This window comes from Shinella sp. JR1-6 (assembly GCF_004284735.1).
Taxonomy (GTDB): Bacteria; Pseudomonadota; Alphaproteobacteria; order Rhizobiales; family Rhizobiaceae; genus Shinella.
The window spans coordinates 67,250-88,121 of sequence record NZ_SHMI01000014.1; the positions used below are offsets into that span (position 1 = coordinate 67,250).

A 20,872-nucleotide genomic window follows, 5' to 3' on the forward strand; every position below is an offset into this window, starting at 1 on the left:
TTTTCCAGCTTTGAAACATTCTAAGCTATTGCACTTGCAGGGGTTTTGCAGAGCAGATAGCCATTTCTCCATCGCTGCGGGCATGTTCAGATGCTCCGGGCGCTGCTTCGTCCTCTTTGGATCAGGAACAGAGTGCTGATGCCGAGCTCCTCCTCCCCAGCCTGGGATATCCTTGACAGCAACGACCTGCTGAACCGCGCGATGGAGGCCCACTACGCCGACATAACCACAGCCGTGCGGCGCAAGGGGCACCCGCTCTCCACCGCAAGGGACGTGGTGCACGACCTTTACGTCAAGCTCGCGGCCCAGCCCGATGTCCTGCGCAACAAACGCTCGCTCAAGGCTTTCCTCTGCCGTTCCGCCATCAATCTGGGCATCGACCGGCTGCGGCGGGAAAACATGGAGGCGCGGCTGTTCTCCGGAACCGAGCGGGAGGCCCTTTCGGTCGCCAGCCTTGGCCCGGCGCCGGACATGGCGCTCGAGATCGAGGCGCGCGTCGCCATTCTCCGGGCAGCCATCGCCGAACTGCCGGAACGGCGCCGCGTCGTGTTCATCCTCCATCGGCTGCACCATCTCTCGCCGGACCAGATCGCGGTCAGGCTCAGGATTTCCCGCAACATGGTCGACCGCCACCTGCGCCGGGCCTTCGCCCATTGCCTCGACCGTCTTCTTTCGATCGACTAAGAGTCCCGAAAAGGCGACGCCAATCGTCTACTTGGCAGGACGAAACGCTCCGGGAGAAGCCGATGCCGGGCAACCGTGCCACGCAAGCGCAGCGAAAGCGCAACAGAGAGGCGGCAGACTGGCTTCTGCGCAATGGCGATCCGGCGCAATCCCCGGAAGAAAGGGCGCGCTTCCAGCAATGGCTCGATGATCCCGAGAACTGTCGTACCTACCGAGCTGCCGAAAGGTTGCTGGGCGACGCACGGACGGCCATCCAGTCGGACCCGGCGCTGCGGAACATCGAGGCCAGGCCGCGCAGCCTTGCCAAACCTGCCGCCACATCGCTCGCGCTCCTTGTCTGCGCCGCCGCTGCGTTTCTTGCGCTGGACGGGCCCATGCGGCTACAGGCCGATGCCATTGCGGGGACCGCAGAAATGCCGGTCGTTACCCTTGAGGACGGATCCACGGTGCAACTGAACGCCACGTCGGCGATTGCCGTCGATTTCACCGCGAACCGCAGAACCGTCCGCCTCCTGCGCGGCCAGGCCTTCTTCCAGGTCGCACACGCGCCGGAGCGGCCGTTCACCGTCGAGGCCGGGACGACACATGTCACGGCGCTCGGTACGGCCTTCGATGTGCGCTACGGCACCGCCGATACGGAGGTTACGGTTACCGAAAATGCCGTTCTCATCGAGCCGGGTGACGCAGCGGCCTCGTCCTTGCGCGTCTCGCAAGGCGAGCAGGCCACCTATGACCGCGACACCGGCCGGATGAATGTCCAGCCGGTTGATGGTGTCGTGGCTCTTGCCTGGCAGCGCGGGCAGATCGCAGTGGAAGATGCGCCTCTCTCCCATGTCATCGAGGAGATGAGCCGTCATTTCTCCGGCCGGATCGTCCTTGCGGGCAGCGCGTTGGCGCAGCGCCGGGTGAGCGGCACCATCACCGTCTCCGACACGGATGCCGCCCTGTCGTTCATCCGCCAGGCTATGGGAGTAAGGGTAACCCGGCTTGGCCCCCTGATCGTGATCCGCTAGCGGCCGGCGCTCCGGGCGGGCGGCTCACCACATTGGAAATGGAAGAAAAGCATGATCGAATCCACCGCGCATGTAAAAACCGCTGCCGGCGCCAAATATCTGGTCCAGATGTGCAAGCACTTTGCCCACAAGGTGGACGTCGTCTATTCCGATACGCATGGCGAGTGCCGGTTCGATGGCGGGGTTGCTCTCTTCGACGCAGATGCGGACGGGCTGCGCCTGTTCGTGAAGGCAAAAAACGAAGAGAGCCTCGCCTGGGCGCAATCCGCCATCACCTCGCATCTCCTGCGCTTCGCCTTCCGGGAGACCCTTGAAGCCCCCGAATGGCGTCGTTGAGACTGGCGGCCAGCGGTTATTTGCCCGCACTCTCCGCGTCAAAATCCTTCGCCTGTGCCTCGAGCCGTTCGATGAAGCGGGTGTAGAGATTGGCGAACGTCGCCATCTCCTCCTCCGTCCAGTCGTACAGCACCTTTGACAGCACCTCTTCCTTGACGCCGTTCACCTGATCGAGCCAGTGCATGCCGGCCTTCGTCAATGTGACGATGGTACGCCGGCCATCGTCCTGCGAGGCGGCACGGCGCACGACGCCGCGCTTGACGAGATCCGCCACAATGCGGCTCGCGCGCGAATGGTCGATCCGCAACTGCTCGGCAAGCGCGCCGACCGTCACTTCCTGCTCGAGACCGAGACGCCGGACCAGGGACAGGGCGTCGAGATGCGAAAGCTCCAGCCCCGCACCGACACGCGAAATGGCAAGGCGCCCAATGTAGCGCCGGCCGGTCATGATCCGCATCCGCCCCATCGCCGCACCGATACGGGCAAAGGCGCTGGTGCCGGCAGGACCGGCCTTCTGTTCGTCATCGTTGCTCATGCCCATGGGTTAGCAGATTTCCATCGATGTCAAAACATATTTGTGCCTTTGTCACATATGTGCAGTTGACATATATGTGCGATAGGCACACAAATTCCCCGCTGAAAAAGATAGAGAGATCACGTTACCGCCATGGATGCCCGTCTGCGCTCCGACAAGGATACCGATACATCCTACGCGTCGCTCGTGCCCGATCCGCGCCGCCGGATGCTTGTCGTCTGCCTCTTGATGACGGGCATCTTCATGGCGGCACTGGACAACCAGATCGTCTCGACCGCGCTGCCGACCATCGTCGGCGAGTTCGGCGAGCTGGAGCGCTTCGGCTGGGTGGGCTCGGCCTATCTGCTGGCGACCAGTGCCGTGATGCCGGTCTATGGCAAGCTGGGCGACCTCTTCGGCCGCAAATATGTGATGATGACCGCGATCTTCATCTTCGCACTGGGGTCGCTTGCCTGCGGCCTTGCGGTCTCGATGAACACGCTCATCGCCGCCCGCGTGCTGCAGGGTCTCGGCGGCGGCGGCATCATGGTCTCCATCTTCTCGATCAATGCCGATCTCTTCGAGCCGCGCGTGCGGGCCCGCTACCAGAGCTATTCGAGCCTGATGCTGATGGCAGCCGGCGCCGTCGGCCCGACACTGGGGGGCGTGCTCTCCGACCTCTTCGGCTGGCGCTCGATCTTTCTCGTCAATCTGCCGATCGGCATCATCGTGCTCACCGGCCTCGCGCTGATCCTGCCCTATCGCAAGCCGATCCGCCGGCCAAAGATCGATTTTGCGGGCGCGGTCCTGCTTGCCGCGGTGGTATCGAGCGTTGTGCTCTGGGCCGACAGCCGGGAGATCTTCGGCTCGCTGGTGTCCGCCGAAAGCCTTGCAGTGATCGCCTTCGGCGCGGTCTGCCTGATCGCGTGGATCCATGTCGAGCGCCGCGTGCCCGAGCCGATCGTTCCGCTCGGCCTGTTCCGCAATCCGACCGTCAATCTCCTCCTGATCGTCTCGCTGGTGAGCGGCGCGATCGGCATCGGTTCGGTCAACTACATCGCGCTCTTCCTGCAGACCACCACCGGCCTCTCCCCCTCGCAGGCCGGCCTCCTGTTCATGGCGCTGACGGCCGGCATCGCTGCCGGCTCGCTGACGGCGGGGCGGTTGATCTCGCTGACAGGCCGTTACAAGATCTTCTCCGTCGTCAGCACGGCGGGCGGGCTGGTGACCTTCCTCCTCTTCACGACAATCCATCCCGGCACGCCAGTCTATCTCATCGGCCTTTTGATGCTGCTGCAGGGCCTCAGCGTCGGTTTCGGCCAGCAGGTCCCCGTGATCGGCGTGCAGAATGCCGCGAATGCCGCAGATCTCGGCGCAGCCACCGGCGCCGTCACGCTGACCCGCATGGCAGGCGCATCGATCGCCATCAGCATCTACGGCGCCACACTCGCCGCCTTCGTCACCGGACAGGGGCATAGCATTCCCGGCGTCGCCAGCATCGAGGGACTGACGCCGGCCGAACTCGCCATGCTACCCGAACAGGTCCGCGCGCTGGTCGCAACGGTCTATACGGATGCCTTCCAGCCCGTGTTCCTCAGCATGGCCGGCATGATCGCGCTCGGGCTGCTGGCCGCACTCTCCCTCAAGAATGTCCGGCTACAGGCAAACACCGCAAAAGCCGGGTGACACCGAGGGCGGAACGGCACCCTGTTTGCGCGGTGTCCATACCATGGACGCCGCGGACGGCGGCAGCGCTTCTCCGACAATGAGCGTATTTTTGCTTTTTCCAGGCCTGCGAAGAGGCTATTGCTCGATCCGACCAGTCCCGTCGAAGATGGAGGTTTTTCGTGAGCGTCGGCCTGATTGCCCTTCTCGATGATGTGGCCGCCATTGCCAAGGCTGCCGCAGCCTCGCTGGATGACGTCGCCGCACAGGCCGGCAAGGCCGGTGCCAAGGCGGCCGGCGTCGTCATCGACGATGCCGCCGTGACACCACGCTACGTCACCGGTTTTTCGCCGGCACGGGAGCTGCCGATCATCGGCAAGATCGCGCTCGGCTCGCTGAAGAACAAGCTTCTCTTCCTGCTGCCCGCAGCCATCGCGCTCAGCCTCGTCGCACCTCAGGCGATCACGCCGCTCCTGATGGCAGGCGGCCTCTTCCTCTGCTACGAGGGTGCGGAAAAGGTCTACGAGCTCGTCTCGCCCCATGGCGCCCATCATCATGAGGAACAGCTCGACCCGGCAGGGGCCGATGCGAAAGCCTTCGAGGACGGCAAGGTCGCCGGCGCCATCCGCACCGACTTCATCCTCTCTGCCGAGATCATGGCGATCACGCTCGCCTCCGTGCCCGATGCCGGCCCCGTCATGCAGGCACTGATCCTCGCGCTCGTCGGCATCGTCATCACCGCCGGCGTCTATGGCGTCGTCGCGCTGATCGTGAAGGCGGACGATGTGGGTCTCTGGCTCGCCGGCCGCCCGTTGCGCACGCCGATCGACAGGACCTTTCGCCTCCTCGGCCACAGCCTCGTCAAAGGCATGCCCTACCTCCTGAAACTGCTCGGCGCGGTCGGCACGGCGGCGATGATCTGGGTCGGCGGCGGCATCCTGGTGCATGGTGCGGAGATATTCGGCTTTTCGGCGCCCGCCCATGCGCTACACGATGCCGGCGAAGCCGCGGCGCGCGCCCTTCCGGCCATCGACGGCCTCGTTTCCTGGCTGGTCCAAGCCGCCGGTTCCGGTATCATCGGGCTCGTCGCCGGTGCCATTTTGATCCCCATCGTCAGCAGGGCCATTGCCCCTTTCTGGCGCTGGTTGAGTGGCCGGCTGCGCAAGCTGCGTACGGCCTAACGGCCTGCGTATTCCCGTCCTGCCCCATAAAGACCGGGGCGGGTTCGACCAGGAGGATGCATGACAGGACACCGCATATATTCCGTCAGCGTCGCGAGCGTTTATCCCCACTATGTCGCGAAGGCAGAACGAAAAGGCCGCACGAAGGCAGAAGTCGACGAGATCATCTGCTGGCTGACCGGATACAGCCCTGCGGCCTTGAACGAACAGCTGACAAACAAAACCAGCTTCGAGGACTTCTTTGCCCAGGCGCCGGGAATGAACCCGGCCCGCACCTCGATAAAGGGTACGGTCTGCGGCGTCCGCGTCGAGACGATCGAAGAGCCGACCATGCGGGAAATCCGCTATCTCGACAAACTCATCGACGAACGTGCGAAGGGCAAGGCGATGGAGAAGATCCTGCGCGGCTGAGCGCCTACCGCTTTCATCTTTTCAGGGCAAGGCCATCCAGCAGGAAGTCGAGGCCCTTCCGGAAAGTGCCGTCCCAATCGCTGTCGAGCAGAAGGCGGGAGCGCTCGATCGTCGGATAGTGTTCGCTGAGACGGGAAAGCCGCTGCTGGCCGGCAGCCATGTCAGCGGCCGAAAGGTCGAAGCTCGCCCGGGTGATGGTTGCACCGAGTACATAGTTCCAGAGAGACCATATCGCTGCGTTCAGCTGGGCCTCCGGGACGCCGGCTTTCGACAAGGCCTTGCCGAGGCGTTCCAGCCGGCCGAGGATGTTCGGACCAAGCGCCCGGCGCGGCAGAAGCGCGGCCGACCAGGGATGGCGCAGCATGACCGCGCGCCAGTCCTCCAGCATGTGGACCACCTCCGGGCGCCAGCCCCGCGCCTCATCGACCTCCGGCATGCCGCGGCAATCGAAGACGGCGTCGAGCACGAGGTCGAACACGGCCTCCTTGTTCTCGACATGCCAGTAGAGGCTCATCGCCCCCGCGCCGAGGCGATCGGCCAGGCGGCGGATCTTCAGCCCGTCGACCCCTTCGGCGTCCAGCAGGTCTATCGCCGTTGCCACGATCCGTTCCAGCGAAAGCGGCGGCTCCGCCTGCGGTTCCCCATCCGGCCGGGACGGTGTTGCCTTCCGCACGGATTCCTTGCTCCGCGTGCCGCTACCCTTGGCCACCATCCGTTTCCCTTGCCGATCAGACCGACGATTTAAGCCGGCCCCAACAGAATGTCGATCCCGCCGGGGTTGACTCGTACGATGTACGAGATCATTTAATCGTACGTCGTACGAGTCAATAGCGCGAGTACGGTGCTGAAGTTCAATCCTGCGGGCCGCGGAGAAAATGATGTCGCGCGCAATCCAGCAACTGGTTCTTGGAGGACTAATCATCATGACCATGGGCACCCCTACGGCAACGGCCGCGCGCGAAGCGGCGCGCGCCCTGACCATCGTCAATCCGAAAGGGCTCTACGACCCGGCACCGAACGGCTACAGCACGGCGGTGATCGTGCCTGCAGGCGCTCGGCTGGCCTACATTTCCGGCCAGGGCGGACAGGACGGCACCGGGGCTCTGTCGCCCGACTTTGCCGTCCAGGTCAGGCAGGCCTACGCGAACCTGGGAGCGGCCCTGGACGCACTCGACGCCCGGCCCGACCAGGTCGCCAAGCTCACGATCTTCGTCGTCGATCACGACATGTCCAGGCTCGGCGTGCTCACCGAGAACGTCAAGGCAATGTTCGGCGACACCTTGCCCGCACAGACCCTGGTCCCCGTTCCGAAACTCGCCATCGACCCGATGCTCTTCGAGGTCGAAGCCATCGTTGTTCTGGATTAGCTGCAGGGCTTTGGACCGAACCCAGAAGCAATCGCTCGAATTGTCGGTCAACGGCTGCGTGCGGCGCCGGCGCGACGGTCTCCAGCCGGCCCAGTCCGCGTGAGAAATCCGGCCCTGTAACAACGGCCCCGTTTTCCTTCCTTTGACAGCGTCAACACAGCACACGCTGTGTCATTGAAAGGAGAACGATCATGGCAGAGAAGGCAGTATTCTATCACGCGGGCTGCACGGTTTGTGTCGATGCGGAGCAGCGCTTCGTCGGTGCGCTCGACCCCGCCCGGTACTCCGTCGAAACCGTTCATCTGGGCCTGGCGAGCGAGCGCGTTGCGGAAGCCCGGAATGCAGGCGTCAAGTCGGTCCCCGCCCTCGTGATAGGGGACGCCGTCTATCACATCAACCACGGCGCAGACCTGTCCGTACTGGGCTGATGTTCTGGACATCGAGGGAGCGCCATCCATGCTGAAGACGGCAGTCGTCATCCGCCACGTCCATTTCGAGGATCTGGGTACATTCGAGGCCGTACTGACGGCGGCGGGATACCGCATCTACTACTACGACCTCGGCATGAACGAGCTGTGGACCGTGGATCCCGCAGTCCCGGACCTGCTGGTCATTCTGGGAGGGCCGGTCGGCGTTTATGAAGCCAGGGCCTATCCTTTCCTCGAGGAAGAGCGGCAACTTCTCGAAACGCGCCTTGCCGCCCGGCGTCCGACGCTGGGTATCTGCCTGGGCGCCCAGCAGATCGCTGCGGCGCTCGGGGCGAGAGTGGCCCCGATGGGGCACAAGGAGATCGGCTTTTCCCCCCTTGCGGTCACCGAGGACGGGCGGCTCGGCTCGCTTCGGCACCTTGAAGGCGTTCCCGTGCTGCATTGGCACGGAGACGCCTTCGAGATCCCGCAGGGTGCGACAAGCCTTGCCACGACCGCACTTTGCGCACCCAGGGCTTCGCCGTCGGGCCGAACATCCTTGGACTGCAGTTTCACCCCGAGGTCGATGCCTGCGCCGGTATTGAGCGCTGGTTGATCGGCCATGCCGCTGAACTTGCGGCGGCAGGCATAGATCCCCGTGTCTTGCGGGAGGATGCCCGGCGCTGTGGCCCGGCGCTGCGCGAAGCCGCACGAAAGATGTGCACCCAATGGCTTCAAGGTACGACAGGCTGAAAGCGCGCTCCAAACACCGGGAAGGGGACTGGGCAAACATGCCGGTCCCCTTTTCGAACGACTTGGCCGGTCAGCCGGTTCTGTACCCTCTTTCAGGAGGCACGCCCCGCAACTTGCCGAGCATGGTTTCCCCCACGACGGCCGTCTGGCCGACGGTGACGAGGAGGATCGCATCCGCGGGGAGATAGACGTCGAGGCGGGAGCCGAAGCGGATGAGGCCGAAACGCTGGCCGACCTCCACCTTGTCTCCGGGTGCGGCCCAGTGAACGATGCGCCGGGCGATCAGGCCCGCGATCTGCACCACCGCGACGGCGCCGTAGGGCGTCTCGATCGCAATGACATTGCGTTCGTTGTATTGGCTGGCCTTGTCGAGATCGGCATTGAAGAATTTTCCGGGCGTATAGGCGATCCAACGGATCCGCCCCTCGACGGGCATGCGGTTCACATGGCAGTCAAAGATGCTCATGAAGACGGAGACCCGCAGCATCGGCACCCTCGGGAGATCAAGCTCCGGCGGCGGGAGGACTTCGGCGATCATGCTGATCCGCCCGTCCGCCGGTGACACAACGATCCCGTCCTCTACAGGTGTCGTTCTCTCCGGATCGCGGAAGAAGTAGCAGACCCAGAGCGTAACCAGGCCGGCGCTCCATGCCAGGGGCGTCCAGATAAAGCTTGCGGCAACAGTGGCAAGGACCCCTGCCACAATAAACGGGCGCCCGGCGCGATGAATGGGCACGAGGCCGTTGCGGATCGACAGGGCGATATTCATGCGCATGTTCCTGCGGCCATGCCCGAGGCTTCGCGATCATCAAAGCGATCGGGCACTGCACCCGGCACCGGCTCCGCCCGCCTGCCACCACGACCCGCAACAGGGCACGCCATCTTGAGAAAAGCTAACATTCGAAGACTCCATCACATGCGGATGGCTCTACCCATCGGCCAGCCGGGCAAGCAGGGACGGATTGGAGAAGTCCGCTAGGCCGGTCGAATGACGGGCAGGGACCGCTATGCCGTTCATCCAACGGGTTTCGCACGCGAAAGAATGTCCATGGCACGGAGCATTTCCCGATTGTCGAGACTGGCAAAACCAAGCCGGAACGCTTCCGCGGGATTGGCCGTATCCAGAACGAACTGAAGGCCGGGCATGACGGAAAGACCCAGCCTTGCGGCGTTGGCAGCCCAGGTCTCGGCGCTGAGGCCGCGCCGGAGCCGCCACCAGATCGCAAGCCCGCCGGCAGGCAGCGTGAACTCTCCGTCATCGGAAAACCGCTCTTCGAGCATTCGGGCCATCTGGTCCCGCCGGGCGTGATAGATCCGCCGGGCCTTGCGGGCATGCCGCTTGATCGTTCCGTCTGCCAGAAGGTCGGCAAGCGCATGCTCCAGCGGCCAGTCGCCCTGCCGATCGAGAGCCTCCCGCCTGTCCGCCATGCGCAGCAGGATCTGCGGCGGGGCGACCGCATAGCCGAGGCGAATGCCGGGGGCCAGCAGCTTCGACAACGAGCCAAGATAGATGATGGGCAGGTCTTCATCGGTTCTTGCGGCCAGCGGCAGGATCGGCCGCCCGTCGAAACGGTATTCGTTGTCGTAGTCGTCCTCGATGATGAGCAGGCCATACCGCCGGGCAACGTCCATCAGCCGCATCCGCCGCGCCGCACCCAGCGTTGCCGTCGTCGGATATTGATGATGCGGCGTGACGTAGACGGCGCGGAGGCTGGCATTCGTCTGTGCCAGCGTCTCCAAGAGATTGACGTCTATGCCATGCGCATCGACCGGAACGCCGACGACATCCGCACCGGCGGCCCGGAAAGCGGCCCAGGCGAGAGGATAGCCGGGGCTCTCCACCGCAATAGCAATGCCGGGCTCCGCGACAGCGGAAGCAGCAAGAAACAAGCCCATCTGGCTGCCCCGCGTCACCATGATATCGGCTGCTGCCGCCGTCAGCCCGCGCTCGTCACGCAGGTAGTGCGAAAGGGCATCCCGCAAGGCCGCATTGCCCCGTGGATCGCCATAGGCGCTACCGGAAACAAAGGCGGCGCTGTTGAGCGCGCGGCGGATCGCCTGCCCAAAGGCCGTCGTGGGGACGAGGCGGACGTCGGGATAGCCGTCGGACAGGCGGAGGATGCCGGGAGCGGCCGGCCGGGCCAGCCCGGTAACAACACCCTGCGGCGGGGAGGCGCGCGGCGGCATCGCCATGTCGGGCAGATCCATCGCCACGAATGTCCCGCGGGAAGGCTGCGTTACCAGCCAGCCCTGCATGGCCAGTTCATGATAGGCAGCATCGACGGTGTTGCGATTGAGCTTCAGGTTCTTTGAAAGCGCGCGCGTTCCCGGCAGGGGCGCCCCGGGCTTCAGCCGGCCACGCTCGATCTCGTTGATGATCGTCCGCACCAAAGCCAGGAACACCGGCTCGCGGCCCTCCGGTTTGACCTCGATGGCAAGCACCGTTCCTTTTCCCATTCGGCCTATCTACTCTTGCTGCGCTCAGGACGGAACTTAGGCGTTGCCCATGGTCTCCAGCAAGCCGGCACGGACAACAAGGCAGAAATTGGTGAAGCTTTCCATCGCTTTCCCACAGTGCGGCCGCACAATCGACAGTGTGCCTGGTAAATACACCAGAACAGGGCCCAGCAAACACATTCATAACTTCAGCCTATATATCTGGTAAGCAGAATGTCTTTTTAGTTTCCCCTCGACGGTTCTAGTAATCCTACCCGGTCGGCCGACAAAAACTCAATTTTTGGAAGGTGAAACACATGTCAAAGCTGACAACGTCGTTCGGCGCTCCGGTTGCCGACGACAACAACATCCTTACGGCAGGCCCTCGCGGGCCGCAGCTTCTACAGGATGTCTGGTTCCTGGAGAAGCTCGCACATTTCGACCGGGAGGTGATTCCCGAGCGTCGCATGCATGCCAAGGGGGCCGGCGCTTTCGGCACCTTCACGGTCACGAAGGACATCTCGAAATACACCCGCGCAAAGCTGTTCTCGCAGATCGGCAAGACGACACCGATGTTCGCACGCTTCTCGACGGTTGCCGGCGAGCGCGGCGCCGCGGATGCCGAGCGGGATATCCGCGGCTTTGCCCTGAAATTCTACACGGAGGAAGGAAACTGGGATCTGGTGGGCAACAACACGCCCGTGTTCTTCATGCACGATCCGCTCAAGTTCCCAGACCTGAACCATGCGGTCAAACGCGACCCGCGCACGGGCATGCGCAGTGCGGAAAACAACTGGGATTACTGGACGCTCCTGCCGGAGGCGCTGCATCAGGTCACGATCATCATGAGCGACCGGGGGATTCCGAAGAGCTGGCGGCACATGCACGGGTTTGGAACCCATACGTTCAGCTTCATCAACGCCCATCAGGAGCGCCACTGGGTCAAGTTCCATTTCCGCACGCAGCAGGGCATCCAGAACCTGACCGATGCAGAGGCAGCCAACCTGATCGGCCGCGACCGCGAAAGCAGCCAGCGCGATCTCTTCGACAGCATCGAAAACGGCGACTTTCCGCGCTGGTCGCTCTACATCCAGATCATGACGGAGGATGAAGCCAATGCGTGCGCCATCAATCCATTCGATCCGACAAAGGTCTGGCCGAAGGCGGACTATCCGCTCATCGAAGTCGGCGTCATGGAGCTCAACCGCAACCCGGAGAATTTCTTCGCCGAAGTCGAACAGGCGGCCTTCAGCCCAAGCACGATCGTACCCGGCATAGGCTTCTCGCCGGATCGGCTTCTTCAGGGCCGTCTGTTTTCCTATGGAGACACGCAGCGTTACCGGCTCGGCGTCAACTATTCCCAGATTCCCGTCAACGCGCCGCAGTGCCCCTTCAGCAGCTACCACCGTGACGGTGCGATGCGCGTCGATGGAAATGGCGGACGGCGCCTTTCCTACGAGCCGAACAGCCATGGCGCGTGGCAGCAGCAGCCCGATTTCTCCGAACCGCCGCTCAAGCTGCATGACGCCGCCTGGCGTTGGAACCATCGGGAAGACACCGACTATTATTCGCAGCCCGGCAACCTCTTCCGGAAGATGTCGGCGGCGCAGCAGACCGTTCTCTTCGAGAATACGGCGCGTGCCATCAACGGCGCATCCACGGCCGTGATCCAGCGCCACATCGACAACTGTAGCAAGGCGGATCCGGCCTATGGCGCCGGCGTGGCGGCCGCAATCACGGCACAGTCCCGCGCCTGATGCATTCGACAGGGCCGGGCACGCCCATGAAGGTGCGCCCGGCCTGCCATGTGAGCCGGCGCCCTTCCCAAGCGGAAGGCTTGCGGGATGCCTCGCCATTCAGGCTGCGTCTTCTGCCTCCTTTGCGATCGCAGCGATGGTTTGTCCGAGGCTCAAAAACTCCGTTTTCCGCGGATCAGTCTGCCGCCATACGAGTGCGACCCGACGGGAATAGGCGGTGCCAGGCATCGCCCGCCAGGTGACGGGGGCCGTCCTGTTCAGGGAGAGCGCCGGCAACAGCGTGCATCCTTCGCCGGCGGCGACCATGTATTTCAACGTTTCGATGCTCGTTGCCTGTCGTCTTCCGGGATCAATGAAGGAACAGGTGTCGAGCGCCTGATCCCGCAGACAGTGCCCTTCGCTGAGGACGAGCCGTTCTCCCGCACCCAGATCCTCCCAACCCGGCCCGGCCGCATGTCCGGCGGGGTGTCCGTTCGGGCAGGCCAGATAGAACGGCTCGGTGAAGATATCGGTATGCTCGAGCGCGCCGGCGACCGGGAGGGAGAGGAGCACGGCGTCGAGCTCCCCGGCCAGCAGCATTTCCGTGAGGTCCTTGGTCAATCCCTCGCTGAGAAGAAGGGTGGTATCGGGATATGCCTGCCGGAGCGCCCCGATGATGCGCGGAAACAGATAGGGGCCGAGTGTCGAAATGGCTGCCAGCTTGAGTTCGTGCCCGAATGGTTGCTCCGAACGAACCGCCATGTTCGTCAGGATCGATGCTTCCTCCAGCACCCGGCGCGCCTGCCGGATGAAATCCTGCCCCGAAGACGTGATGAGGATGCGTCTGGTCGTGCGCTCGAAAATGTTGATCCCGACGAAATTCTCGACTTTCCGGACCTGCGAGGACAACGCCGGCTGTGAGACCCCGCACTGCACGGCGGCCTTCCCGAAACTGCCGCGATCGGCGATCGACACGATATATTCGAGGTCGCGAAGGGAGATTCCCGAGAAATTCATATGCCTACCTGTAGCGCCATACTTCACCCGCAGCGACCAATGACAGGTTCCACTGCTTCGCAGCGACAATCGGCATTAAATCGGAAAGCAGCGAGTGCCGGATCGAAGCGGGCCGATAGGCCGGTTTGCCTTCATTCCGGCGCGGCCGGAGCAGTCTACCGGCGCCTGCCGGCCGGTGGCCAAAGTCTACACCCGTCCTGATATGCCAACGCGACAATCAAAAAAATGAATCTCCATGGAATAAGCCGCCACGTCCCTCGTTACTCCACCGCAACAGGGCAATCGTGCCTGCGTATAAAGGAGCTTCGAGATGGTCACGAAACGTGGAAATGACGATGACAACCGGATGTTTGGCACGAGCCAGCAGGATTATCTCTACGGCCGTTCGGGCGACGACGCACTCTACGGTTATGGCGGCGACGATTTTCTCTATGGCGAGGAAGGCAACGACCGCATCGACGCAGGCGGCGGCCACAACCAGGTCCGCGGTGGGGCGGGCAACGACCGGATTGTTTCGGGAAACGGCAATGACAAGCTGTGGGGCGGTGAGGGCGACGATGTCCTGCATGCCGGCAACGGCAACAACTGGCTGAGCCTGGCCGAAGGCAACGACCACGCCGTTGCCGGCAAGGGCAACGACGATATCAGTGGCGGCGAGGGCAATGACGTGATCCGCGCCGGGGCCGGAAACGACAAGCTCTACGGCGGCGAGGGGGACGACAAGCTCCTAGGCCAGGCCGGCAATGACCGCATCATCGCCCATGAGGGCAATGACGTCCTCAGCGGCGGCAGCGGGAACGACACGATGACCGGGGGCGAGGGCGCCGACGTCTTCGTCTTCAACGGCGGCCGCGACATCGTCACCGACTTCGAGAACGGCGATGACCGCATCGACGTCTCCTACTACAACAGCTTCGACAGCTATGCCGATATCCGCAACGCGGCCAAGCAATCCGGCAACAACGTCGTCATCCAGGCAGGCGACGACCATCTCGTCATCGAGGACACGCGGCTCGGCGAGCTCTCCCGGGACGACTTCATCTGGTAAAAGTGCATTCGCACCGGCACGTAACATCCACGCGCCGGGCCTGCCTGCAGCCCGGATCGGCAGAAATCCGGCATTCAAGCCCGGATTGAAATGCGAGGATGTCAGGGCCCAGGGCACTGACCCCTCGCGCTAATCCGGGCCCGATGCCATGCCATTTCCAGGGCCGGGATCTGCCTGTCCGTGATGATGCCGTGTGAGTTCGGCCTGCGCCCTGACGACCACCGCCGTGACAGCGAGGCGCGTGCCGTCCTCGAAGGTCAGCGTGAGACGGTATGACGGAGGCGCCTCTCCAGTCACCCGGTCGGCGAGGAGAAGGCGAAGGCCAGTCGGCTTCATGCGCAGTTCCGCATGGGCAGGGATCGGGACAAACTCTTCAGCCGCCACCATGCCTTCCGGCGAAGGAAGAACCGCGACGGACCGGAACGCCTCGCTTGCGACGCCGATGAGGCGCTTTTCTACGCTCGTTCCGTTCCAGATCGTCAGGAACCCCTCCGCCCTACCAGACGCGGCGTCGGCAACAAGGAGTTCCGCGTGTTCGACCACCAGGCTTGCGGGCGGGTTTTCATGGGGAAACCGCCCGGTCGCCGCATCGGCCGGGAGGGTCGGCGACAGGGAAACGAGAACCCCTATTGCCACCATTTTCAAGCGCATGTCTTGCGTCTCCAGCTCCAACCATCGAGCCGTATAGGCGGCTTCGCGTCACAATAGCGGCGGCCACCAGCGCCGATATGCGGCATTTGGACACCGCCTTGGTGCACGACGCCCTCTGGCCAGCCCGCTCATGGCACGGTTGACGACAGCCGGAACCCGCGCCAGTTTCCGTCAATGCCGCCACGAACGGGAACGGGGATGTCGAGACCATGAGCAGTGAAACCGGGCATGCCCATTCGGACGGCGACCACGATCATGCAACCGAGGTGACGCAATCGAACGAGCGGCGGATCCGCCTCGTCTTCATCCTCACTGCCAGCTACGCCCTCGTGCAGGCCGTCGGAGGCTGGCTTGCGGGGTCACTCGCCCTGATCGCGGACGCCGGACACATGGTCTCGGATTCGGCAGCCCTCCTGCTGGCCTTGATCGCCTATCGTGTCGCGCGCTGGCAGGTCGATGCGCAGCGGACCTACGGGTTCCACCGCGTGCGGGTTCTTGCCGCCCTCGCCAACGGCGCGACACTGCTCTTGCTGGTGGTCTGGATCGCGTGGGAGGCCGTCCAGCGGATCAACGAGCCTGCGGAAATCCTCGCCGGCCCCATGCTTGTCGTCGCGGCCATCGGCCTCCTGGTGAACCTGATCGGCGCCTATGCCTTATGGTCGGGCAACAGCAGCGACAGCAATTTGCGCGGGGCGCTTCTGCACGTCATCGGCGACCTGTTGGGATCGGTCGGCGCGATCGCGGCCGCGGTCGGCATCATGTTGACCGGCTGGAGTGTGCTCGATCCGATCCTGTCGGTGCTCGTCGCCGGCCTCGTCATCCGGTCGGCCTGGGGGCTCGTTTCCGATTCCATCCGCGTCCTCCTGCAGGCAACGCCGAAAGGCATCCGTGCGGACGAGATAGAAGCAGGCTTGCGGAGCCTTCCGGACGTATCCGAAGCCGGCCACTTTCATGCCTGGACGCTGACCGACGAGAGCATCGTCGCAACCGTCCATGTCAGTCCCGCCGAGGGCGTCGATCCCTTATCCCTGCCGCCGGTGGTCTCTGCCTGGCTCAAGGCGAAGGCCGACATCGATCATGTCACGGTGCAGGTCGATCCGCCGGGTGCGCTTGTCGCCCGGCACGAATGACCGGATCACGCCATCAGCCGTCCCATCCAAATCGGTTCTCGTCGAACGTCGTCTGCTGGTCGGCGGGCTGGGCCTGTCGCCCCAGCGGCTGCCGGATGTCCTCAGCGCTTGCCACGATCCGCCGCAGGCTGGACGGAAGGCGCAGCTGCTCCAGTTCCTTGGCTGGCGCCAGCGCCCAGTCGAAGAGCGTCGCTTCGGAAACAGCCCATTCCGCCTGCGTGCCGGAAGGGCCTGAACCCGTGAGGCTGGACTCGGCGGCAGTGGGCTGCCGCAGAAGGCCCGTGCCCTGCGCGACCCTGAAGGATGCAGACGGAACGAACGCAGCGGTGTTCACAGGCAGCGCGCGCTCGACGGCTGCAGCCCGGAACGTCGGGAGAGGAGCGGTAATCGTCGCAAGGTCGAAGAACGGCGGTTCCTCGGCAACCATCTGGCGCGTGGTCTGCAGCTCGAGTGCCTCTTCGGCCCGGCCTTTGCGGGTCGGTAGCATGGCGGTGAGCAGCGTGTTTTCGGACGCCGCGGCCTCGCCCTTGAATTTCGATTTTCCGGCGGTGCTGGCGGCGATGACGGATGTCGCCTTGACCCGCCGCTTGTAGTCCGCCATCGCCAGATCATAACCCGGCAGAGCTCGGCCGTCGGCAGGCAGATGCAGCGTCTTGCCGTTCGGGAAAATGCGCGCCAGCTCCTGGCGCGACATCCGCGGCCAGGCCCGGACACGGCCGACATCGAGATGCACGAAGGGCGAGCCGGAGGTCGGGTAGTAGCCGACGCCACCGATCTGCAGCTGCATGGCGACCTCCCGCAGCCTCGCAAGCTTGACGCCGGGAATGTAGAAATCCATCGCCTTGCCGAGCGTGTGCTGGCTGTTCTTTGCGACGCCCGTATTGCGCGAGCGGCCGCGCAGCATGTTGTTGGTGGCCGGCGAACGATAGGCCGAGACGATGTTGACGTAATCCTTAGCGCCGGTGCGCTGATAGACTTCCCAGACCAGATCCAGCAGGCGCGGATCCATGCGGGCCGGTTCGTTCCGGCGCCAGTCGCGCAGAAGGCGGTTGACCTGTGCGAGCCCCTTCGGGTCGTACTTGCCATTGCGCTTGTAGGTGATCGTCGCACGCTCGCCGGTATGGGTGAAGAACAGCTTGAGCGAGCGGACTTCTGCAAAGGCGGCGGAGGGAGCAGCGGTCAAAGCCGTGGCGGCGGCGATCGCACCTGCCTGTACAGCCCGGCGCGTGGCCTTGCCAAAACCATTCCTTGCGACGGCATGCAAGGCGTTCGCCCAGGACGCGGGCAACAAATACTCGAACACGACACGTTCCAATCAAACGAGATACAGTCATCGAAAGCGGATGACGGCGCTCAGGCACCGACAGCGATTATGGTCAATGAAGGGTTAAAAACCCGTTGATGGCAGTAGCCCATGCCCCAACCCTGCCCGGGCGCCTGCCACGCAGGGCCCAGGCAGTGCCCGGGCGGAGGCCGCCGGCGCGCGCAATGGCGCCGGCAACGCGGGGGCACTGCCCCTGGCCGAAGAGGTTCCGAGGCCAGGCAGCACCTGTCGCCCCTAAGCAATCACCACGACCCGGGCTCCCACGGGAACCCGCTCGTAAAGGTCTTCGACGTGGTCGTTGACCATCCGGATGCAGCCATTCGAAACGGCCTTGCCGATGGTCCAGGGCTCGGTGGTGCCATGGATCCGGTAGAGCGTATCGCGCCCGTCGCGAAACAGGTAGAGGGCCCTGGAGCCGAGCGGGTTCTTCGGTCCGCCCGGAACGCCCCCGGCATAGCGGGCATATTTCTTCGGGTTGCGCCGGATCATGTTGTCGGTCGGGCGCCAGCTTGGCCACTTTGCCTTGCGGCCTACAGTCGCCGAACCGGAAAAGGCCAGCCCGGCGCGGCCGACGCCGACCCCATAGCGACGTGCAAAGCCATCGTCTTCGATGAGGTAAAGGTAGCGGTCCTGCGGCACCACCACGATGGTGCCGGCGTCTTCCGGATAGGGAGAGCTCACCAGCTGCGGCAGGAACCGCGCGTCGATCTCGATCGCACGCTTCTTTCCCTCGGCAAGGGCAAGCGTTGGCGAGGCAAGCAGCGCGAGGGCGGCAAGGCTGAAGCTTCGCCGGTCAAGGCGCACCGCTAAGGGATCGATGTCGGAGGGGAAGAGACGTCTCATGGAAATCATCCTTGCTGCGGGCAGGGCGCCTCTGGCGGCCATCTGTCGCCCGCGATCAAAAGGGGAAATACGGTGAAGCGGGACAGGCCCACCGGTCACCATGCGGCCGGCTCCGGAAAGCACGTCGTCCGCAATCGGCCGGCAAGGCGCTGTTGTATCAAGCCACGCGGGGAGGAGGCAGGATCAGCAGGACGGGACCCGGCACCCGCGGGTCGGAAGCCCGATCGGGCCGGAGGCGATAGATGGGAGCGGTTCCTGGCCAGTGCCATTCGACGAGCCAGCTGCAGGCTTCATGACAGCTGTCCGCCGGGGTCGGGTGATCGGGCAGGCCGTTCTCGAGATCTACCGTCGTCAGGCTCACCGCAAGTTGCAGCGGCCCGAACGACGGATGGCTGCGGACGGCGGCCGACGCGGTTGTGCTGATGCCGACGACCAGCGACATCAGCAGGATGACAATCAATCTCATAACTGCGCGGTGCGGCATGCCCGTAACGCCCGAATAGCTCCGACCTCGAAGGATAATGTCGCGGCATTGTGCTTAACAAGCCGTTAGCAGGGGCAATTTCCATGCAGTTTCCAGCCTTTGCAGGATTCTCGAAAATGCGCGCTTTCGCGCACTTGCAGCTCAAGTAGCTAGAGGTTTTATGATCCGGCTCCCTTGATTTGGAGGCAACATGGACAGACGGCAATTTCTGGGATCGACCGTAGCAGGACTGGGCTTGCTGGCGGCAAGCCGCGTGATGGCACAGGGCACCGGCACGGCGGCGGTACCCGACCTCATGCAACCCGGCCCCTTGCCGGAGCGGATCCTCGGGCGCGACGATGCACCCGTCACCGTCATTGAATATGCCTCGATGACCTGCGGTCACTGCGCCAACTTCCATCTCACAGTCTGGCCCGCCTTCAAGGCGGAGTTCGTCGATACCGGCAAGGTCCGGTTCATCCTGCGCGAGTTCCCCTTCGACCCGCGATCGACCGCCGCCTTCATGCTCGCCCGCTGCGTGGGCGACGACAAATGGTATCCGACGGTCGATCTGCTCTTCCGCAACCAACCGCGCTGGGCGCGGGCGGAGGACGGGAAAGCGGGCTTCCTCTCGGTGCTTTCGATGACGGGCCTGAAGGAAACCGACCTTGAGGCCTGTCTTGGCGATCAGGCGCTGCTCGACAAGGTGAACGCCGTTGCCGCGCGGGGCCAGGAACTCGGCGTGGATTCGACACCGACCTTCTTCATAAATGGCCAGAAATTCACCGGCGTCATGCCGATCGAGCAGATGCGCTCCATCATCGAGCCCCTCGTTGCGGGAGCAGGCAAATGACCATCAGACATATCAGGAATGCCCTTCTCGCAGGGCTCATGCTGGCTGCTGCCCCAGCCTTCGCCGAGGAACGGGCGGACCAGGTTGCGGCCCGCGTCGGAGATACGGAAATTCTGGAATCCGATGTCGCGTTCGCAACCTCGTTCCTCGGCGATCCCAACCCTGAGGCGACACCGGAGGCCAGGAAATCGGCTGTCGTCGATGCGCTGATCGACCTCAAGGTGGTTTCGGATGCCGCGCTGCGCGAGGGCATGGAGAACGACGAGACGTTCAAGCGCCAGATGGCGTTTCTCCGCCAGCAGGCCTTGAGGCAGGCCTATCTGACCAAGGCCGCCGCGGCCGCCGTGACGGAAGACGCGGTGCGCAAGGCCTATGACGAGCGTGTCGCCGCGATGCCGGTGGTCGAGGAGGTGCGCGTGCGGCACATCCTGACCAAGGATCAGGCCAGCGCGGACACGGCAATCCGGGAGATTGCCGGGGGAACGCCGTTCGAAGAGGTGGCAGGACGCGCCTCGATGGACGACGCATCCAAAAGCAAGGGCGGGGACCTCGGTTTTCTGACGGCCGAGCAGCTTCCGCCGGAACTGGGGACCGCCATTGCGGCGATGAAGGCCGGCGAGACGTCCGCCAAACCCGTCGCAACGCCCTTCGGCCTTCACGTCCTGAAGCTGGAAGAGCGGCGCAAGCGCGAACCGCCTGCTTTCGAAACCGTGTCGGCGGAGCTGCGGCGCGGCATGGAGGCCCAGGCCGTGGGCAAGATCATCGCCGACCTGAAGGCCAGCGCGCGCATCGAGAAGCTCGTTCCCGACGTCGCCATGCCCCAAGCATCCGACGATGGGCACGACCATGGTGCCAACTGAGGCGGCGAACCGGACGACCGATGCTGCGCGCCAGCATAGGGTTCGGCGCCGGAACCGGATCATGCTGCTCATCGTGTCCAGTTTTGTCCTGGTCGTGACGGCCTACAGCGCGCTCCATATCCGCGGTGAAATCGAGATGTCGGCGCCGACAGGCGCTGCGAAACCATGATGCAAACGTCA

Annotated in this window: 23 protein-coding genes; 14 read left to right on the forward strand and 9 right to left on the reverse strand. The window is 63.9% G+C overall.

All coding sequences use genetic code 11. From position 1 onward, the window contains the following. Nucleotides 1-138 precede the first annotated feature (138 nt). From EXZ48_RS22045 to EXZ48_RS22055, 3 genes are all read left to right on the forward strand, one after another. Nucleotides 139-684 (forward strand): RNA polymerase sigma factor, encoded by a 546-nt coding sequence (locus EXZ48_RS22045; RefSeq protein WP_050745095.1) that lies wholly within the window; start codon nucleotides 139-141, stop codon nucleotides 682-684. Nucleotides 685-746: 62 nt separating this feature from the next. Then, nucleotides 747-1,697, forward strand: coding sequence for a FecR family protein (locus EXZ48_RS22050; protein ID WP_130518278.1), 951 nt, complete (start codon nucleotides 747-749; stop codon nucleotides 1,695-1,697). A 51-nt stretch (nucleotides 1,698-1,748) separates the two neighbouring features. Then, a complete protein-coding gene (locus EXZ48_RS22055; protein WP_197284002.1) occupies nucleotides 1,749-2,033 on the forward strand; it encodes a DUF2218 domain-containing protein in 285 nt (94 codons plus the stop codon). 16 nt (nucleotides 2,034-2,049) lie between these two features. On the opposite strand, the gene EXZ48_RS22060 is transcribed toward EXZ48_RS22055, so the two are convergent. Beyond that, nucleotides 2,050-2,574, reverse strand: a complete 525-nt coding sequence (locus EXZ48_RS22060) for a MarR family winged helix-turn-helix transcriptional regulator (RefSeq protein WP_245462284.1) — start codon at nucleotides 2,572-2,574, stop codon at nucleotides 2,050-2,052. Between the two features lie 126 nt (nucleotides 2,575-2,700). Between EXZ48_RS22060 and EXZ48_RS22065 the strand changes: the two genes are divergently transcribed. From EXZ48_RS22065 to EXZ48_RS22075, 3 genes are all read left to right on the forward strand, one after another. Next, nucleotides 2,701-4,233, forward strand: a complete 1,533-nt coding sequence (locus EXZ48_RS22065) for an MDR family MFS transporter (RefSeq protein WP_130518280.1) — start codon at nucleotides 2,701-2,703, stop codon at nucleotides 4,231-4,233. Nucleotides 4,234-4,394: 161 nt separating this feature from the next. Next, entirely contained in the window at nucleotides 4,395-5,393 is a 999-nt protein-coding gene (locus EXZ48_RS22070; protein WP_130518282.1) for a DUF808 domain-containing protein, read from the forward strand. 60 nt (nucleotides 5,394-5,453) lie between these two features. Then, nucleotides 5,454-5,804, forward strand: a complete 351-nt coding sequence (locus EXZ48_RS22075) for a DUF2200 domain-containing protein (RefSeq protein WP_130518284.1) — start codon at nucleotides 5,454-5,456, stop codon at nucleotides 5,802-5,804. A gap of 13 nt (nucleotides 5,805-5,817) precedes the next feature. Here EXZ48_RS22075 and EXZ48_RS22080 read toward each other — a convergent pair whose 3' ends face one another. Further along, on the reverse strand, nucleotides 5,818-6,516 hold the full coding sequence (locus EXZ48_RS22080) for a TetR/AcrR family transcriptional regulator (RefSeq protein WP_130518286.1): 699 nt from the start codon (nucleotides 6,514-6,516) through the stop codon (nucleotides 5,818-5,820). Between the two features lie 166 nt (nucleotides 6,517-6,682). Here EXZ48_RS22080 and EXZ48_RS22085 point away from each other — a divergent pair, with 166 nt between their 5' ends. The 3 genes from EXZ48_RS22085 to EXZ48_RS22095 all read left to right on the forward strand — a co-directional run bounded on the left by EXZ48_RS22085 (nucleotide 6,683) and on the right by EXZ48_RS22095 (nucleotide 8,194). Beyond that, nucleotides 6,683-7,171: a RidA family protein gene (locus tag EXZ48_RS22085; protein ID WP_130518288.1), complete on the forward strand. Its 489-nt coding sequence runs from the start codon at nucleotides 6,683-6,685 to the stop codon at nucleotides 7,169-7,171. A 191-nt stretch (nucleotides 7,172-7,362) separates the two neighbouring features. Continuing rightward, on the forward strand, nucleotides 7,363-7,599 hold the full coding sequence (locus tag EXZ48_RS22090; RefSeq protein WP_023512431.1) for a hypothetical protein: 237 nt from the start codon (nucleotides 7,363-7,365) through the stop codon (nucleotides 7,597-7,599). A 28-nt stretch (nucleotides 7,600-7,627) separates the two neighbouring features. After that, nucleotides 7,628-8,194, forward strand: coding sequence for a glutamine amidotransferase (locus EXZ48_RS22095; protein WP_371687673.1), 567 nt, complete (start codon nucleotides 7,628-7,630; stop codon nucleotides 8,192-8,194). Between the two features lie 207 nt (nucleotides 8,195-8,401). Here the strand turns inward: EXZ48_RS22095 and EXZ48_RS22100 are convergent, their stop codons facing one another. Together EXZ48_RS22100 and EXZ48_RS22105 are read right to left on the reverse strand one after the other, a co-directional pair. After that, a complete protein-coding gene (locus tag EXZ48_RS22100; RefSeq protein ID WP_130518290.1) occupies nucleotides 8,402-9,100 on the reverse strand; it encodes a phosphatidylserine decarboxylase in 699 nt (232 codons plus the stop codon). Nucleotides 9,101-9,345: 245 nt separating this feature from the next. Then, complete coding sequence (locus tag EXZ48_RS22105) at nucleotides 9,346-10,788, reverse strand: PLP-dependent aminotransferase family protein (RefSeq protein WP_130518292.1); 1,443 nt, start codon at nucleotides 10,786-10,788, stop codon at nucleotides 9,346-9,348. Between the two features lie 296 nt (nucleotides 10,789-11,084). Here EXZ48_RS22105 and EXZ48_RS22110 point away from each other — a divergent pair, with 296 nt between their 5' ends. Continuing rightward, complete coding sequence (locus EXZ48_RS22110; protein WP_130518294.1) at nucleotides 11,085-12,524, forward strand: catalase; 1,440 nt, start codon at nucleotides 11,085-11,087, stop codon at nucleotides 12,522-12,524. A gap of 99 nt (nucleotides 12,525-12,623) precedes the next feature. On the opposite strand, the gene EXZ48_RS22115 is transcribed toward EXZ48_RS22110, so the two are convergent. Further along, on the reverse strand, nucleotides 12,624-13,520 hold the full coding sequence (locus tag EXZ48_RS22115) for a LysR substrate-binding domain-containing protein (protein ID WP_130518416.1): 897 nt from the start codon (nucleotides 13,518-13,520) through the stop codon (nucleotides 12,624-12,626). 310 nt (nucleotides 13,521-13,830) lie between these two features. Between EXZ48_RS22115 and EXZ48_RS22120 the strand changes: the two genes are divergently transcribed. Next, nucleotides 13,831-14,568 (forward strand): calcium-binding protein, encoded by a 738-nt coding sequence (locus EXZ48_RS22120; protein WP_130518296.1) that lies wholly within the window; start codon nucleotides 13,831-13,833, stop codon nucleotides 14,566-14,568. Between the two features lie 129 nt (nucleotides 14,569-14,697). Here the strand turns inward: EXZ48_RS22120 and EXZ48_RS22125 are convergent, their stop codons facing one another. Beyond that, nucleotides 14,698-15,219 (reverse strand): copper chaperone PCu(A)C, encoded by a 522-nt coding sequence (locus EXZ48_RS22125; RefSeq protein ID WP_130518298.1) that lies wholly within the window; start codon nucleotides 15,217-15,219, stop codon nucleotides 14,698-14,700. 209 nt (nucleotides 15,220-15,428) lie between these two features. Between EXZ48_RS22125 and EXZ48_RS22130 the strand changes: the two genes are divergently transcribed. Next, nucleotides 15,429-16,349 carry a cation diffusion facilitator family transporter gene (locus EXZ48_RS22130; RefSeq protein WP_130518300.1) on the forward strand — a complete coding sequence of 307 codons (921 nt, stop codon included), beginning with the start codon at nucleotides 15,429-15,431 and terminating at the stop codon, nucleotides 16,347-16,349. A gap of 13 nt (nucleotides 16,350-16,362) precedes the next feature. On the opposite strand, the gene EXZ48_RS22135 is transcribed toward EXZ48_RS22130, so the two are convergent. The 3 genes from EXZ48_RS22135 to EXZ48_RS22145 all read right to left on the reverse strand — a co-directional run bounded on the left by EXZ48_RS22135 (nucleotide 16,363) and on the right by EXZ48_RS22145 (nucleotide 18,976). Beyond that, nucleotides 16,363-17,652 carry a DUF882 domain-containing protein gene (locus tag EXZ48_RS22135; protein WP_130518302.1) on the reverse strand — a complete coding sequence of 430 codons (1,290 nt, stop codon included), beginning with the start codon at nucleotides 17,650-17,652 and terminating at the stop codon, nucleotides 16,363-16,365. A gap of 255 nt (nucleotides 17,653-17,907) precedes the next feature. Further along, nucleotides 17,908-18,516, reverse strand: coding sequence for a L,D-transpeptidase (locus tag EXZ48_RS22140; protein ID WP_130518304.1), 609 nt, complete (start codon nucleotides 18,514-18,516; stop codon nucleotides 17,908-17,910). Between the two features lie 157 nt (nucleotides 18,517-18,673). Continuing rightward, nucleotides 18,674-18,976, reverse strand: coding sequence for a hypothetical protein (locus EXZ48_RS22145; RefSeq protein WP_130518306.1), 303 nt, complete (start codon nucleotides 18,974-18,976; stop codon nucleotides 18,674-18,676). Between the two features lie 214 nt (nucleotides 18,977-19,190). Between EXZ48_RS22145 and EXZ48_RS22150 the strand changes: the two genes are divergently transcribed. Both EXZ48_RS22150 and EXZ48_RS22155 read left to right on the forward strand, forming a co-directional pair. Next, nucleotides 19,191-19,832 (forward strand): DsbA family protein, encoded by a 642-nt coding sequence (locus tag EXZ48_RS22150; protein WP_023514025.1) that lies wholly within the window; start codon nucleotides 19,191-19,193, stop codon nucleotides 19,830-19,832. Then, entirely contained in the window at nucleotides 19,829-20,692 is an 864-nt protein-coding gene (locus tag EXZ48_RS22155; protein ID WP_130518308.1) for a peptidyl-prolyl cis-trans isomerase, read from the forward strand. The genes EXZ48_RS22150 and EXZ48_RS22155 overlap by 4 nt, the downstream gene beginning before the upstream one ends. Nucleotides 20,693-20,872 lie beyond the last annotated feature (180 nt).